The organism is Bradyrhizobium sp. LA2.1 (assembly GCF_040547725.1).
Taxonomy (GTDB): Bacteria; Pseudomonadota; Alphaproteobacteria; order Rhizobiales; family Xanthobacteraceae; genus Bradyrhizobium; species Bradyrhizobium barranii.
In genome coordinates, this window is record NZ_JBEPQI010000001.1 from 568,859 (window position 1) to 582,861 (window position 14,003).

At 65.9% G+C, this 14,003-nt stretch carries 12 protein-coding genes; 1 reads left to right on the forward strand and 11 read right to left on the reverse strand.

From position 1 onward, the window contains the following. Positions 1-57: 57 nt before the first annotated feature. Positions 58-1,479 (reverse strand): amidase, encoded by a 1,422-nt coding sequence (locus tag ABIB95_RS02370; RefSeq protein WP_354237778.1) that lies wholly within the window; start codon positions 1,477-1,479, stop codon positions 58-60. Positions 1,480-1,603: 124 nt separating this feature from the next. On the opposite strand from ABIB95_RS02370, the gene ABIB95_RS02375 reads away from it, so the two are divergent. Continuing rightward, positions 1,604-2,491, forward strand: coding sequence for a LysR family transcriptional regulator (locus ABIB95_RS02375; RefSeq protein WP_354237779.1), 888 nt, complete (start codon positions 1,604-1,606; stop codon positions 2,489-2,491). A gap of 12 nt (positions 2,492-2,503) precedes the next feature. Here the strand turns inward: ABIB95_RS02375 and ABIB95_RS02380 are convergent, their stop codons facing one another. From ABIB95_RS02380 to ABIB95_RS02425, 10 genes are all read right to left on the reverse strand, one after another. Then, positions 2,504-3,439, reverse strand: a complete 936-nt coding sequence (locus ABIB95_RS02380) for a carbohydrate kinase family protein (protein ID WP_354237780.1) — start codon at positions 3,437-3,439, stop codon at positions 2,504-2,506. A 5-nt stretch (positions 3,440-3,444) separates the two neighbouring features. Further along, entirely contained in the window at positions 3,445-5,091 is a 1,647-nt protein-coding gene (locus ABIB95_RS02385) for an FGGY-family carbohydrate kinase (RefSeq protein WP_354237781.1), read from the reverse strand. A 38-nt stretch (positions 5,092-5,129) separates the two neighbouring features. Beyond that, positions 5,130-5,903 carry an SDR family NAD(P)-dependent oxidoreductase gene (locus tag ABIB95_RS02390; protein WP_354237782.1) on the reverse strand — a complete coding sequence of 258 codons (774 nt, stop codon included), beginning with the start codon at positions 5,901-5,903 and terminating at the stop codon, positions 5,130-5,132. 50 nt (positions 5,904-5,953) lie between these two features. Next, positions 5,954-6,961: an ABC transporter ATP-binding protein gene (locus tag ABIB95_RS02395; RefSeq protein ID WP_354237783.1), complete on the reverse strand. Its 1,008-nt coding sequence runs from the start codon at positions 6,959-6,961 to the stop codon at positions 5,954-5,956. Positions 6,962-6,977: 16 nt separating this feature from the next. Further along, positions 6,978-7,808, reverse strand: a complete 831-nt coding sequence (locus tag ABIB95_RS02400) for a carbohydrate ABC transporter permease (RefSeq protein WP_354237784.1) — start codon at positions 7,806-7,808, stop codon at positions 6,978-6,980. Between the two features lie 3 nt (positions 7,809-7,811). Then, positions 7,812-8,684 (reverse strand): carbohydrate ABC transporter permease, encoded by an 873-nt coding sequence (locus ABIB95_RS02405; RefSeq protein ID WP_354237785.1) that lies wholly within the window; start codon positions 8,682-8,684, stop codon positions 7,812-7,814. A 95-nt stretch (positions 8,685-8,779) separates the two neighbouring features. After that, positions 8,780-10,033 carry an ABC transporter substrate-binding protein gene (locus ABIB95_RS02410; RefSeq protein WP_175618458.1) on the reverse strand — a complete coding sequence of 418 codons (1,254 nt, stop codon included), beginning with the start codon at positions 10,031-10,033 and terminating at the stop codon, positions 8,780-8,782. A 347-nt stretch (positions 10,034-10,380) separates the two neighbouring features. After that, complete coding sequence (locus tag ABIB95_RS02415) at positions 10,381-11,331, reverse strand: sugar-binding transcriptional regulator (protein WP_028152534.1); 951 nt, start codon at positions 11,329-11,331, stop codon at positions 10,381-10,383. Positions 11,332-11,337: 6 nt separating this feature from the next. Next, on the reverse strand, positions 11,338-12,000 hold the full coding sequence (locus tag ABIB95_RS02420) for an HAD family hydrolase (protein WP_354237786.1): 663 nt from the start codon (positions 11,998-12,000) through the stop codon (positions 11,338-11,340). 74 nt (positions 12,001-12,074) lie between these two features. Then, positions 12,075-13,994 carry a nitric oxide reductase activation protein NorD gene (locus ABIB95_RS02425; protein ID WP_354237787.1) on the reverse strand — a complete coding sequence of 640 codons (1,920 nt, stop codon included), beginning with the start codon at positions 13,992-13,994 and terminating at the stop codon, positions 12,075-12,077. Positions 13,995-14,003: the final 9 nt, after the last annotated feature.

Genomic DNA, 14,003 nt, shown 5'->3' on the forward strand with positions numbered 1-14,003 from the left:
CGCACGATCAACATGTCCGGGCGCCGGAGGCAAGTCCTTTGCGGCATGTGCCTCACCTCAGCCGGGCCGGCGGGACAGAAGATCGTGCGAGGCCTCGAACAACGCGCTCACGCGCAGCAATTCGGCATCGGCACGAAAGCGCCCGACGAGCTGAAGCCCGATCGGCAGGCCGTCGCGGCCGAAGCCGCAGGGAAGACTGATCGCGGGGTGCCCGGTCATGTTGAACGGCATGGTCCAGGGGAACCAGTGCGGCCGGACGCTGTCGAAGTGCTTGCCGTCGATCTCGATGGTGCCGAACAGGTCCTGGTCGATCGGCAGCGCGGTGCGGGTAAGGGTCGGCATCGCCAAAAGATGCCCGCGCGCAAGCAGGGATTGCACGCGGCGGAACAGCGCGGTGCGCGCGAACATCGCCTCCTGATAGGCGACGCCGCTGACATTGGTCGCGAGCGCGACCTGCTTGACGAAGGCCTCGCTGAGGACATCGCCGTGCTCGGCCACCAGCTTGGCGAAACGCGTGCGCCAGACGGTGTGGTTGATGGCGCGCCAGATCGGCTCGATGTCAAACCCCTCGCCGGAGAACTCCTCGAGCTCGGCACCCAGACCGGCCAGCCGGTCGAGGCTCGCCTTGAAGCTGGCCGCGACATCTGACGACACCGGGCGGCCGGGCGGCGACGCACAGAACAGGATCCTTTGTCCGCGCAGATCGCCGCGCGGCGCGGCGGTGCCGATGAAATCGGGCACGGGCACGCCGATCGACCAGGGATCGCAGGAGTCCTCACCCGCCGTCGCCTGCATCATCAGCGCGGTATCGGCGACGGTGCGCGTGGTCGGCGTGACATAGGTCTGGTTGCCGAAGGCGTCGAGCGCCTGGCTGTGCGCGATCACGCCGTTGCTCTGCTTCAGCCCGACCACGCCATTGCAAGCGGCGGGAATTCGCGTCGATCCGCCGCCATCGGTCGCAATCGCAAGGGGCGCGATGCCGCTCGCCACCGCCACGGCCGCGCCGCCGCTGGAGCCGCCGGAGGACCGCTCTGCACTCCAGGCGTTGCGGGTGCGACCGAACAAGGGCGAGTCGGTCAGGCATTTGCTGCCGAACTCGGGCGTCGTGGTCTTGCCGATCAGGATCGCACCTTCCGCGCGGAGCTTTGCGACCGCAACGGCATCCTCGGCCGGCACATTGTCCTTGTAGGGAACGGCGCCGAAAGTGGTCTTCACGCCGCCAGTGTTGACGATGTCCTTGACGGTGACGGGAAGGCCATGCAGCAGGCCAAGCGGCTCGCCGGCCATCACCTTGCTCTCGGCCGCGCGTGCCGCCGCCATTGCCTCGTCGCCGCAGAGCGTAATGAAACAGTTCAGCTCGGGCTGAAGCGCCTCGGCGCGCGCGAGCACGGCGCGGGTGACTTCGACAGGCGAAATCTTCTTCGTGGCAACGAGGCCGCGCAGCTCGGTTGCGGACAGCAGGCAGGGATCGCCGTTCATCGTCAAATCATCGCTCCGAAGCCGGCCCTCGTTGGCCGATGGCATTGACAGCGAGAATGACACTTCTGTTAACTCAACGTCCAATACCATTTTGATGGTCAACCCATACGTTTTCGGTATGCCAATGGATCTTCACCGGCTTCGCTATTTCGTCGCCGTGGCCGAGGCGCGCAGCGTCGGCAAGGCCGCCGAACGGCTGGGGATGGCGCAGCCGCCGCTGTCGGTCCAGATCCGCAAGTTAGAGGCCGAGGTTGGCGCGCCGCTGTTCCGCCGCGGCACGCGCGGCATGGATCTGACGGAAGCGGGCCAGGCCCTGCTGGTGCGCGCCGGCGAGGCGCTGGCGCTTGCGGCCGACGGGGTCGAAGCCGCGCGGGCGGTCGCGGCCGGGAGCCGCGGGCGGATTTCCGTCGGATACATGTTTGTGCTGGCGAACGCGATGCTGCCGCGCCTGATCCCCGAGCTGCGGCGATCCATTCCCGGCGTCGATCTCGACTTCGCCGAGCTCAGCGCCTCGACGCGCGAGGCGCGGCTGCTCGACCGCAGCGTCACCGTCGCGCTGTGCATGCCGGCGATCCACCATCCCGAGATCCAGGTGGCGCGGATCGGCGCGCAGCCGTTCATGCTGGCGATGCCGAAGCGCTCGCCGCTTGCGCGCTTGAGCGCAGTGCCGATGGCGCGACTCCAGGGCCGCCCGCTGATCGCGCTGCCGCCGCCGGAGCAAGACCCCGCCTCCTCCGCGGTCGCAGCCTTGCTGCGGCGGCATCAGATCGTGATGCCGATCGCGAGCCGGGTGGAGACGGTGCATTCGGCGATGAGCCTCGTTCTCGCCGGCGAAGGGCTTGCGATCCTGCCGGCCTGCGCGAAGCTCGGCGCGCCGCAGGGCATCGTGTTCAGGCCGCTGCGGGATGCCGCCGACTCCATCGATATCGCCGTGTGCTGGCGGCGGGATTCGCAGAGCCCGCTGATCCGCACCTTCCTCAAATGCGCCGAGAAGGTCGTGGCACGGCTGTGATGCGGACCCGGGCTAGACGCTCCAGGTGACTTCATGGCTCCACGGCGGATCGGCGCCCGGGCGGGTACAGGTCAGGCCGGCGCAATTGGCGGCAAAGGACAGCGCGCGGCGAAGCTCGTCCGCGCCGATGTCTTTCAGCTGCTGCCGGCTGATGCGGCCCTGCTTGTGCAGGGCGAACAGGAGCGCAGCCTGAAAACTGTCGCCGGCGCCGATGGTGTCGGCGATCTCGACCTTCGGCGCCTGAACTTCGACCTGCCCTGCGCTCGCGTGCCAGGCAATGGCCCCGTTGTTGCCGCGGGTGATGACGACGAGGCTCGTGCCCTGCCCCAACAGCACCTTCGCGCGCTGCTCGTGGGGCTCCTCGCCGAAGAGATACGCGAAATCGACATCCGACATCTTGATGAGATCGGCTTGGCCTGCGAACTCGGCCATGCGCGCGAGATAGGCCGGCTTGTTCTTGACCAGATTGGGCCTGCAGTTCGGATCGAAGGAGATCGTCGACGACGCGCGCGCGTCCGCGATCAGGGCTTTCGTCTCGGCCGCGCCCTGGTCGTTCACCAGCGTGGTCGATCCGACATGGATGGCCTCGACCGTCGCGAACGGAATTGTGCCGCGCCCGTAGGTCCAGTTTCGTGTCGCAGTCTCCGCGTCATAGAACGCATAATGCGACTCGCCCGCGACGATGCGCACGAAGGCGAGCGTGGTCTGGTGATCGCTGCGGGTGGCTAGCCCCAATTCGACGTTCGACGCCGTCGCATGATCTGCGATCATGTGTCCGAACATGTCGGTCGAGACGCCGCCGACAAATCCTGTCGGCGCGCCCAGCCGCGCCATGCCGATCGCAACGTTGAGGCAGGACCCGCCGACCGCAGGCATCACCGCCTCGCGTCCCTCGGTGTTTCGCGTCGGGACGAAATCGATCAGCGCATCGCCGCAGGAAATCAGCATCCGTTTCAACCTCTGGCGATGTCGCGCATTGCGGCACGGCTGCCGCGATCGACCTCGCGCAGCAGCTTGTAGACCTCGCGCTTGCGAGCATGAAACGCGGCCATGCCGGGCGCGGTCGGCGCGCTCTTCCGTCCCAGCGCCGACATCTTCGCCATGGTCTCGCCGATCGAGGCATAGGCGCCACCGGCCACCGCGCCGAGCATCGCGGCGCCCAGCAGAACGGGTTCTTTCGTTTGCGGCAGCGCGACGGTGAGACCGGTGGTATCCGCCATGATCTGCCGCACCAGCGGGCTGCGGCTCGCGCCGCCGCCCATGATCATGATGCTGGAATGGACGCCATGCGCGGCAAAAGCCTCGATCACCTCGGCGAGGCCATAAGCCAGACCGCAGAGGCCGGCGACGAACAGCCGCTCCATCGCGCCGACGTCGCTGTCGAGATCGAGGCCCGCGATCACCGCTCGGGTGTCGGGGTCGGCGTAGGGCGAGCGGTTGCCGATGAATTCGGGAAGCACATGGACGTCGCGGGCGAGCAGCGCGGCGCGGCTGGCGTCACCGGCGCGCGCGATGATGCGCCGCTCGAGGTAGTCGATGAGGTCGATACCCTCGTTGCGCGCCGCCGCGCCCGCCTCCGCATGGCCGGGATGCGACTTGAGGAGATGGTCGATCGCCGCACCCGCAGCCGACTGGCCGCCCTCGTTGAGCCAGAAGTCCGGCACCATGCCGGAATAATAAGGGCCCCATACGCCGGGCACGAAGCACGGCTCCTTCGTCGTCGCCATGATGCAGGCCGACGTCCCCATGATGTAGGCGAGACGGTCGCTGACATCGCTCGTTCCGCCCGATCCGTCGCGTCCGCCGATCGCGCCGATGCCGCCGGCATGGGCATCGATCAGCGAGGCGCCGACCGGCGTGCCCGGCGACAGGCCGAGCTCCGCAGCCGCAGCTCGGGTGAGGCCTTCGCCGAGCCGCGTGCCGGGCGCGACGATCTCGGTGCCGATGCGGGCGTATTTCTCGCTGACGAAATCGGAGAGGCCGATGCGCTTGAAGAACGGCGCGCTCCAGCCGCCGCCGTCGTGTGCGAGGTAGTTCCACTTGCAGGTGACCGTGCAGGTCGAGCGCTGCAGCGAGCCGGTCGCGCGCCAGGTCAGATAATCTGCCAGATCGAAGAAATGACCGGCGGCATCGAAGCTCGCGCGCATGTGCCGCTTCAGCCACAGCAACTTCGGCATCTCCATCTCGGGCGAGATCGAACCGCCGACATAGCGCAGCACCGCGTCCCCGGTCTCGTTGATCAGCCGTGCCTCGGCCGTAGCGCGATGGTCCATCCAGACGATGACATTGCGCTGGCGGTCGCCGGAGGCACTGACGGTGACCGGCTCGCCTTGCCGATCGAGGACGACCAGCGAACAGGTGGCGTCGAAACCGATGCCGCCGACGCTGTCGGGCGCGATGGCAGCTTCCGCCATCGCCGCACGCACCGACTTGGCGCAGGCCTCCCAGATGTCGGACGACGATTGCTCGACGATGTCGCCGGCCTCGTGCCAGATCCGGATCGGATGCTTGGCGGTGGCAAGGAGGGTGCCCGCCTCGTCAAACACCCCTGCCCGCGTGCTCGTGGTCCCCACGTCGACGCCGATATACGCTCGCGGCATTGTCGCTCCCGGTCGCTCTCGTCAGTTTTGACGCAAGCCTACCAGCAAGTGTAGCCGCCATCCACCAGCACGATGCTGCCGGTCATCAGGCTCGCGGCCTCCGAGGCCAGGAACAGCACGACGGAGGCGATCTCCTCGACCTGCCCCATCCGCGCCATCGGGGTTCCGCCGATCCAGGCGTCATACATTTTCGGGGTGCTTTTCACGAAAGCATTGAGCGGCGTGTCGATATAGGTCGGCGCCACCGCGTTGACGCGGACGCCGCGCGCGCCCCATTCGGCGGCCAGCGACTTGGTCAAATGGTGCACGCCGGCCTTGGAGGCGTTGTAGAAGCACTGCTCCTGCGGCTTGTTGACGATGAAGCCCGACATCGAGCCGACATTGACGATGGCGCCGCTCTTGGCCTTCAGCATGTGCTTGCCGAATTCGCGGCAGCACCAGAAGGTGCCGTTGAGATTGACGTCGATGACGTTGAGCCAGTGCTCGTCGGTGACGGTCTCGGCCGGCGTCTCGCTGCGGGCGATGCCGGCATTGTTGACGAGGATGTCGACCTTGCCGTGGCGGGCGACGAGGTCGGCCGCGACCTCTGCCACGCGCCTGGTGTCGGTGACATCCATGATCGCCGTCTCGATGTCAAAACCCTTCGCCTTCAGGCTGGCCTTCGCGCTGTCGGCAACCTTGCTGTCGCGGTCGCCGATGATGACCTTCGCGCCGGCTTCGGCCAGCGCTTCCGCACAGGCGAGGCCAATGCCTTGCCCGCCGCCGGTGATGAACGCGGTCTTGCCGTTCAGCTTGAATTTTTCGAGGTACATGGTGGTTTTTCCGTTTCTTGCCGTCTCTTGCCGTCTCTTGCCGTTTCTTGTCAGCCCCGAAGCGCGTTGCCGCTCTCGTCGAAGCGATGGATGCGCGCGGGATCCGGCACCAGCGACACGCGGTCGCCGGCATGCAGGCTCAATTCGCCGATGTAACGCGCCGTCAGCATGCCGAGCGGTCCGGCATCGACATAAAGGAAGGTGTCGCTGCCCAGATGCTCGGCGACCGCGATCGTTCCCTGCCAGCCGCCGGCGCCGTCGCGCTCGATCTTGAGATGCTCCGGCCGCACGCCGATCGTCGCCGCGCCCTTCTGCAAGGCGTGCTCGCCAGTGACGAAGTTCATCTTCGGCGAGCCGATGAAGCCGGCGACGAAGAGATTGGCGGGCCGCTCATAGAGCTCCAGCGGCGAGCCGTATTGCTCGATCTTGCCGCCGTTGAGCACGACGATCTTGTCGGCCATGGTCATGGCTTCGACCTGATCGTGGGTGACATAGATCGCGGTGGTGCCGAGCTGCTTCTGGAGCCGCGTGACTTCTATCCGCATCTGCACGCGCAAGGCCGCATCCAGGTTGGACAGCGGCTCGTCGAACAGGAACGCCTTCGGCTCGCGGACGATGGCGCGGCCGATCGCGACCCGCTGGCGCTGGCCGCCCGAGAGCTCGCGCGGCTTGCGGTCGAGATAAGGCGAGAGATTCAATGTCGCTGCGGCGGCCTCGACCTTGCGGTTGATCTCGTCCTTGGACAGGCCAGCCATCTTCAGACCGAAGCCGATATTGCCGCGCACGCTCATATGCGGATAGAGCGCGTAGGACTGGAACACCATCGACAGCCCGCGCTTGGCGGGCGGCGTGTCGACCACGTTCTTGCCGTCGATCAGGATCTTGCCGCCTGAGACGTCTTCGAGCCCGGCGATCAGCCGCAGCAGCGTGGTCTTGCCGCAGCCTGAGGGACCTACGAACACCACGAAGGAGCCGTCCGCGATCTCGAGATCCGCGCCCTTGATGATGTGCACGGGACCGAACGATTTCTGTACGTCCTGAAGTGTGATCTGACCCATGATCCGGCAGCCCTTCTTACTTTACCGCGCCGAAGGTGAGCCCGCGCACGAGCTGCTTCTGGCTGAACCAACCGAGGACGAGAATGGGCGCGATCGCCAACGTCGAGGCCGCCGACAGTTTTGCCCAGAACAGCCCTTCCGGGCTCGAATAGGAGGCGATGAACGTGGTTAGCGGCGCGGCGTTCGAGGTCGTCAGGTTGAGCGTCCAGAACGCCTCGTTCCAGGCGAGGATCAGATTGAGCAGCATGGTCGAGGCGAGGCCCGGGATCGCCATTGGCGTCAGCACATAGACGAGCTCGCGGCCGATGGTGGCGCCGTCCATGCGCGCGGCTTCGAGGATGTCGCGCGGGATCTCCTTGAAATAGGTGAACAGCATCCAGATCACGATCGGCAGATTGCCGAGACACAGGATGAAGACGAGGCCGATGCGGGAATCGAGCAGACCGAAGGTCTTGAAGATGAGGTAGATCGGCACCAGCACGCCGACCGGCGGCATCATCTTGGTCGAGAGCATCCAGAGCAGGATGTCCTTGGTGCGCTTGGTCGGCGAGAATGCCATCGACCAGGCCGCAGGGATCGCAATCAACAGTGCAATGAGCGTCGAGCCGCCGGCGATGATGATCGAGTTCATCGCGTGGTGGAAATAATCGCTCCGCTCCTGCACGGTCGCGTAGTTTTCCGTGGTCCAGTGGAAGAACAGGAAGGACGGTGGAATGGCGAAGGCCTCTAACTCGGTCTTGAAGCTCGCCAGCACCATCCACAGGATCGGGAAGAAGATCAGGAAGCCGAAGAACCACGCTCCGATCGTCGAGACCACCACCCGCTGCGTCGTCGCCATCCGCGCCATGTTTCAAGCCTCCAGATTGCGGCCGACGATGCGGACGAGGAAGAAAGCGACAACGTTGGCGATCACGACCGCAACGAGGCCGCCTGCGGAGGCGCTGCCGACGTCGAACTGGATCAGCGCCTGCGAATAGATCAGGAAGGCGATGTTGGTGGTTTGCAGGCCCGGTCCGCCACCGGTGGTGACGAAGATCTCCGCGAACACCGTGAGCAGGAAGATGGTCTCGATCAGGATCACCACGGTGATGGGACGCGCCAGGTGCGGCAGCGTGATGTAGATGAAGGCGGAGACCGCACTGGCGCCGTCCATCTCGGCGGCCTCCTTCTGCTCCTCGTCGAGCGATTGCAGCGCGGTCAGCAAAATGAGCGTCGCGAAGGGCAGCCATTGCCAGGCGACGATCAGGATCACCGCGAACAGCGGCGCGTCGGTGAACCAGTCGATCGGTGTCAATCCGACCAGCTTGGCGAGCCAGGCGAACAGGCCGGAGACCGGGTGCATCAAGAGGTTTTTCCAGACCAGCGCGCTCACCGTCGGCATCACGAAGAACGGCGCGATCACCATCAGCCGCACGATGTTGAGGCCGATCACGGGTTGATCGAGCAGCACCGCGAGGGGGATGCCGAGCAGGATCGTCAGCGCCAGCACCGAGCCGACCAGCACCAGCGTGTTCCGGAGCGAAGCGAGGAAGGCGGGATCGGTGAGGAAGTAGCGGAAATTCTCCAGGCCGACGAACGCCTCGGAGCCGGGATCGAGCAGGCTGTAATGCAGGGTCGAGAAATAGATCGTCAGCGCCAGCGGAACGATCATCCAGATGAAGAGCAGCCCGACCGCAGGCGTCAGGAGCGAGCGCGCAAGAAACTGCGTCTGCCGGGTTGCCATCCTTGGCGTCTCCGCTGGGAGGAAGAAGGCGGCCATCCATTCGGGGCTGGCTGGTGGATGGCCGCCAGTTTGAGCTCAGGAGGGAGAGCTCGGGTTCACTTGATGTAGCCGGCGCGCTTCATCTCGCGCTCGGTGGCGGACTGCGCCGCGGTAAGCGCGGCATCGACCGTCATCGATCCCGCGAGCGCGGCGGAGAATTGCTGGCCCACCTGCGTGCCGATGCCCTGGAATTCGGGGATCGCCGCGTATTGCACGCCGACGTAAGGCACCGGCTTCACGGTGGGCTTGTTCGGGTCGGCAGCATCAATCGAGGCCAGCGTCAGCTTCGCGAACGGCGCGACTTTCAGATAGTCCTCGTTCTGGTAGAGCGAGGTCCGTGTGCCCGGCGGCACGTTGGCCCAGCCCTCCTTCGACGCCACGAGCTTGGTGTAGTCCTTGCTGGTGGCCCAGGCGATGAACTTTTCGGCGGCTTCCGTCTTCTTGGAGCCGGCGGGGATCGCAAGGCTCCAGGCCCACAGCCAGTTGGCGTTCTTGCCGAGCCCAGTGTTCGGCGCTAGCGCAAAGCCGACCTTGTCGGCGACCTTGGACTCCTTCGGATTGGTGACGAAGGACGCCGCCACTGTCGCGTCGATCCACATACCGCACTTGCCCGCGTTGAACAGCGCCAGATTCTCGTTGAAGCCGTTCGAGCTCGCGCCGGGAGGGCCGGCCTCCTTCATCAGATTGACGTAGGTCGTGAGCGTCGTCTTCCATTCCGGCGTGTTGAACTGCGGCTCCCACTTCTCGTCGAACCAGCGCGCGCCGTAGGAATTGGCCATGGCCGACAGGAACGCCATGTTTTCGCCCCACCCGGCCTTGCCGCGAAGACAGATGCCGTAGGTGCCGGCGCTCTTGTCAGTGAGCTTCTTGGCGGCGTCGATGACGAAATCCCAGGTCGGCTTTTCCGGCATCTTCAGGCCGGCCTTCTCGAACAGGTCGGTGCGATACATCACCATCGAGCTCTCGCCATAGAACGGGGCGGCGTAGAGCTTGCCGTCGACGGAGACCGCGTCCCTGATCTTCGGCAGCAGGTCGGCGACGTCGTAATCGGCGCCGAGATTGGCAAGCGGCACCAGCCAGCCCTTCTTGGCCCAGATCGGCACCTCGTAAGTGCCGATGGTCAAAACGTCGAACTGGCCGCCCTTGGTGGCGATGTCCGTGGTGACGCGCTGGCGCAGCACGTTCTCTTCCAGCGTCACCCATTTGACGGTGATGTCTGGATTTTTCTTGGTGAATTCGCTGGTCAACCCCTGCATGCGGATCATGTCGCCGTTGTTGACGGTGGCGATGGTCAGGGTCGTTTCGGCCATCACAGGGACGGCCAGCAACAGGCAAGACGCGCCGCAGACGGCGCCGAGGACGTGTTTCACGGTGACCTCCCTAGGATCGCGCTTCTGAGCATATGCCCACGCGTTGGGCGTATGTTCGGACGAGGTGCAGCGCTTGTCAAGCAGGCGCGCGGACGTTCCCGCAACTTATGAGTGCTGCGGTGCGGGAGGGCCGGAGCTTTTCCTCCGCCTTCGCTGTCATGCCCCGCGAAAGCGGGGCATCCAGTACGCCGTGTCGTGGGTTGGTTTTGCTCCGGATAGGCCGCGGCGTACTGGATCATCCGCTTTCGCGGATGATGACATTGGCGCAAGTGGCTGTAGCGCCCGCCCTACCGCTCCAAAATCGCCCTTGCCGTCGCCTCGTCCGTGATCAGGCCGTTGATCAGGCGCCCGTTCAGCGCGGCCGCGATCGCCGGTACCTTGGCCGCACCGACCGCGGCGCCGATCGTCGTGGTCTTCGCCGGCACCTCCGGCGGAATGCTGGTGAGGCGCTTGTTGGTGCCGGCCTTGAGCAGACGGCCCTTGGAATCATAGGCCCAGCCGGTGATCTCGCCGATCGCCCCCTGCCGCATCATCTCGAACAGTTCGTCGCGGGTGACGAAGCCGTCGATGTGGATTTGCGCCTTCTGGTCCATCTGGCCGATGCCGACGAGGCGCAAGTCCGCCTTGGCGGCGACCGCCTTGACCTTTGCAATCGGCTCGATCCGCACCATCTTGTTGCGCTCGTCCTCCGACGACATCAGGAACGGCAGCGGCATCGGGTAGTGCCGCGCACCGGTGCGGTCGGCGAGCCGGCCGACGGTGTCGTAGAAGCTCGCAGATCCGTCGGCGGAGATGTTGCCGACCAGCGAGACGATCTGGTGGTTGGGCCGGTCGATCGGCGTCACGCGCTCGACCGCGGCGCGCACCGCCCGCCCCGTGCCGAGCGCGACGATGACGGGCGTTTCCGACCGCAACGTCGAATCCAGCAGATTAGCGCAGCGCTCGGCGATGCCCGCCGTGGCCTGCGGCGCGGCAGGATCGGCCGGCACCACCTCGCAATGGCTGAGGTCGAAGCGCGCCTTCAGGCGTGCCGCCAGTTCCATGCAGGCGGCGATGGGATGTTCGAGACGGAAGGTGATGAGACGCTCGGCCAGGCACAGCGAGACCAGCCGCTGCGCGGAGGCCCGCGAGACCTGGAGCATCTTTGCGATCTCGTCCTGGGTGTGACCGGCAATGAAATAGAGCCAGCCGGCACGCGCGGCATCGTCGAGTCTGGACTTTTCGTTCTCGACGGCCATGGCGGCCTATGCCTCCCAGAAATCGCTCATTTGCGCGAAGACCCGATCGGCCCCGGCACGGGACAATATAGCCTGCCCGTCGCGCCCGCGATAATGGCTGCCGCCGACAAATCCCCAGACTGTCATGCCGGCAGCCTTCGCGGCCAGCACGCCACTGACGCTGTCCTCGATCACCAGTGTGCGCGCAGGGAGCGCGCCCATTTTCTCCGCCGCGTGGAGAAAGAGATCCGGCGCGGGCTTGCCGTGCGTGACCATCTGCGCCGTGTAGATCCGGTCGCCGAAATGGGGCGCGAGACCGGTCACCCTCAGCGACAGCGCGACGCGGTCGAGATCACTCGACGAGGCCACGCAACTCGGCGCGCGCAGTCCGGACAGGACGGTATCCGCATCGGGAATCGGATGGAGCGCCTTCTCGAAGGCGGTCAGTACGCGCGACTTCAGCCGGACGGGAAAATCGGCCGGCACCGCCTGGCCGAGTTCGCGATAGTGCTGCGTGACCGCGCTCGTGCTTCGTCCGAGAAACAGCTCGAGCGCCTGCGCGAGTGTCAGCGATATCCCAAATCCGGACAGCTCGTCTACCAAGCACTGGCAGCTCAAGAGTTCGCTGTCGACGAGCACGCCGTCGCAGTCGAAGATGACGAGATCGGGCCTTTGCCGGCTTCGGTCCATCCGGCCATTCGATCATATACCCATGCTTTGAGCAATAGTTCACCCGGTGGAGGACATATGCGGGTTCTCCGGGGTCAATGGGCGACCTGTCGATAGATCGCCGGCAGCGCCGCAGGCAGTCGACGGATGTTGCCGACGATGGCGTAGCCGCTGCGGCCGAACAGCGTCGGGACGTAGGATTGCGCCGTCGCATCGACCGTCACGCCGAAGACCGCGATGCCGAGCCGCCGCGCCTCCTGCACGGATTTGCGAGTGTCCTCGACCGCAAAGCGCCCCTCGTAATGATCGACGTCGTTCGGCTTGCCGTCGGTGAGAACGAGCAGCAGCTTCTTGCGCTGCGGCTGGCGCGCCAGCTCGGCCGAGGCGTGACGTACCGCCGCACCGATCCGCGTGTAATAGCCCGGCTTCAGCGCGCCGATCCGGCGCTCGATTGCCCCACTCATCGGCTCGCCGAAGGCCTTGACCGTTTCGAGCCGCACCCAGGAACGCCGGCGCGAGGTGAAGGTGAGGATGCTGTGGTGATCACCGCAGGCCGACAGGCCGTGCGCAAGCACCAGCAGCGCCTCCTTCTCGACGTCGAGCACCCGATAACCATCGACCCAGGCATCCGTCGAGAGCGAGACGTCCACGAGCAGCGTGACGGCAAGATCGTCCCCTCGCGGTCGCATCGCCACATGGACCCGATCGAGACCGCCCCCGCCACTTCCGGCGCGGAGATCGCACCGCGCGCGCACGAGTGCGTCGAGGTCGAGGTCGTGGCCATCGGCTTGGGCGCGCATCAATTCATGACGCGGCCGCAACACCTCGAAGCGGCGGCGCACCTGGCGGATGTGTCGACGCATGGCGTCATCAGGCCTCCAGCCCTCACCCAGCTCGGAGGCCGCACCCGCGAGCACGCGGCAATGATCGGGCAGATAGGAGCCGCTGCGATAATCCCATTCGGGATAGCTCAGGTCCGCGTTCAATGGCGATACATCGAGGGCTTCCGGCGGCAGGTCGAGATCGAATTTGAGCCGGCTCGCCGGCTTGCCGCTGCGGCGGCTGAGCGTGATCTCCTCGAGGTCGTCGGCGGCCTTCTGCGCATCCTCGTCCTCACTGTCGTCAGCCGGGCGGTCGACATTGATCATCTCTGCCATCGCGAGGATCTTTTCAAAGCGATTGAGCACGAAAGGATCGCGGCGATTGGTACCGTCTTCGCGCTCGCGGACGGCGAAACGCTTGCGATCGTCCGATGGCACTGGCGCAGCGGTCGGCACGCACGCGTCGTCACCCGCATGTGCGGGCGACAGCGCCCGTGTCCAGCAATCGCCCCAGAGCGGGCATGGCAGGATCGAACGATAGCCGGGCGGCGCCTTGTCCGGCAGCGGCCCCGTCCCCATCATCGCCGGCCACAGCTTTCCCACCGGCGGCGTATCGGCGCCGAGCAGAGCAAGCACGATCTGCTCCATGTCCTGCTCGATGCGCGGCAATGGCCGGTGCGGCCGCGCCATGGCCGTGGCCGCGGCCAGCCGGGCGTAGTCCTCGGCAAGGCCGGGACATTCCGTCAGCACAAGCACCGCGACTTCGCTGGTCCGGCGCAGCGTCAGCAGATCGCGCCGCAGCGGATCGGCCTCCGCGATCACTTCGACCGGTGCAAAGGCAAACCACGCGGCCAGCCACCGGTACAGCGCAGCATTCAGCCCGCGATCGGCGAAGATGGCGATGTTGTCGGGCAGGAAGATCGTCGCGGCGTCACGCCCTGGTTGCGCGAGCCGCTCGTCGCCGAGCCCGATGCGCTGACGCCATCCAAGCCGATGCCCAGTCCGGCGGGCACTCGCGCTCGCGATCTGCACGCCCGTCTCCCCGCCAAGCGCGCGGAACATGATTGCGATCCGGCTGCGCACCTCCGCGAGCGACACCGCGTATTCGGCATAGGCCGGATAGCTCGCGGTGCCGCCGACCAGGCGATGCCAGGCGCGGCCGACGGTTTCTTCAAGCTCGAGGAAATCGAGCATCGCATCACC

Excerpts from the sequence above, each read along its gene's own strand:
- ABIB95_RS02385 (WP_354237781.1), bottom strand. The coding sequence starts at position 5,091 with ATGCCGCGAGCGTATATCGGCGTCGACGTGGGGACCACGAGCACGCGG.
- ABIB95_RS02415 (WP_028152534.1), bottom strand. The coding sequence starts at position 11,331 with ATGGCCGTCGAGAACGAAAAGTCCAGACTCGACGATGCCGCGCGTGCC.
- ABIB95_RS02420 (WP_354237786.1), bottom strand. The coding sequence starts at position 12,000 with ATGGACCGAAGCCGGCAAAGGCCCGATCTCGTCATCTTCGACTGCGAC.
- ABIB95_RS02410 (WP_175618458.1), bottom strand. The coding sequence starts at position 10,033 with ATGGCCGAAACGACCCTGACCATCGCCACCGTCAACAACGGCGACATG.
- ABIB95_RS02405 (WP_354237785.1), bottom strand. The coding sequence starts at position 8,684 with ATGGCAACCCGGCAGACGCAGTTTCTTGCGCGCTCGCTCCTGACGCCT.
- ABIB95_RS02395 (WP_354237783.1), bottom strand. The coding sequence starts at position 6,961 with ATGGGTCAGATCACACTTCAGGACGTACAGAAATCGTTCGGTCCCGTG.
- ABIB95_RS02400 (WP_354237784.1), bottom strand. The coding sequence starts at position 7,808 with ATGGCGCGGATGGCGACGACGCAGCGGGTGGTGGTCTCGACGATCGGA.
- ABIB95_RS02375 (WP_354237779.1), top strand. The coding sequence starts at position 1,604 with ATGGATCTTCACCGGCTTCGCTATTTCGTCGCCGTGGCCGAGGCGCGC.
- ABIB95_RS02390 (WP_354237782.1), bottom strand. The coding sequence starts at position 5,903 with ATGTACCTCGAAAAATTCAAGCTGAACGGCAAGACCGCGTTCATCACC.
- ABIB95_RS02380 (WP_354237780.1), bottom strand. The coding sequence starts at position 3,439 with ATGCTGATTTCCTGCGGCGATGCGCTGATCGATTTCGTCCCGACGCGA.
- ABIB95_RS02425 (WP_354237787.1), bottom strand. The coding sequence starts at position 13,994 with ATGCTCGATTTCCTCGAGCTTGAAGAAACCGTCGGCCGCGCCTGGCAT.
- ABIB95_RS02370 (WP_354237778.1), bottom strand. The coding sequence starts at position 1,479 with ATGAACGGCGATCCCTGCCTGCTGTCCGCAACCGAGCTGCGCGGCCTC.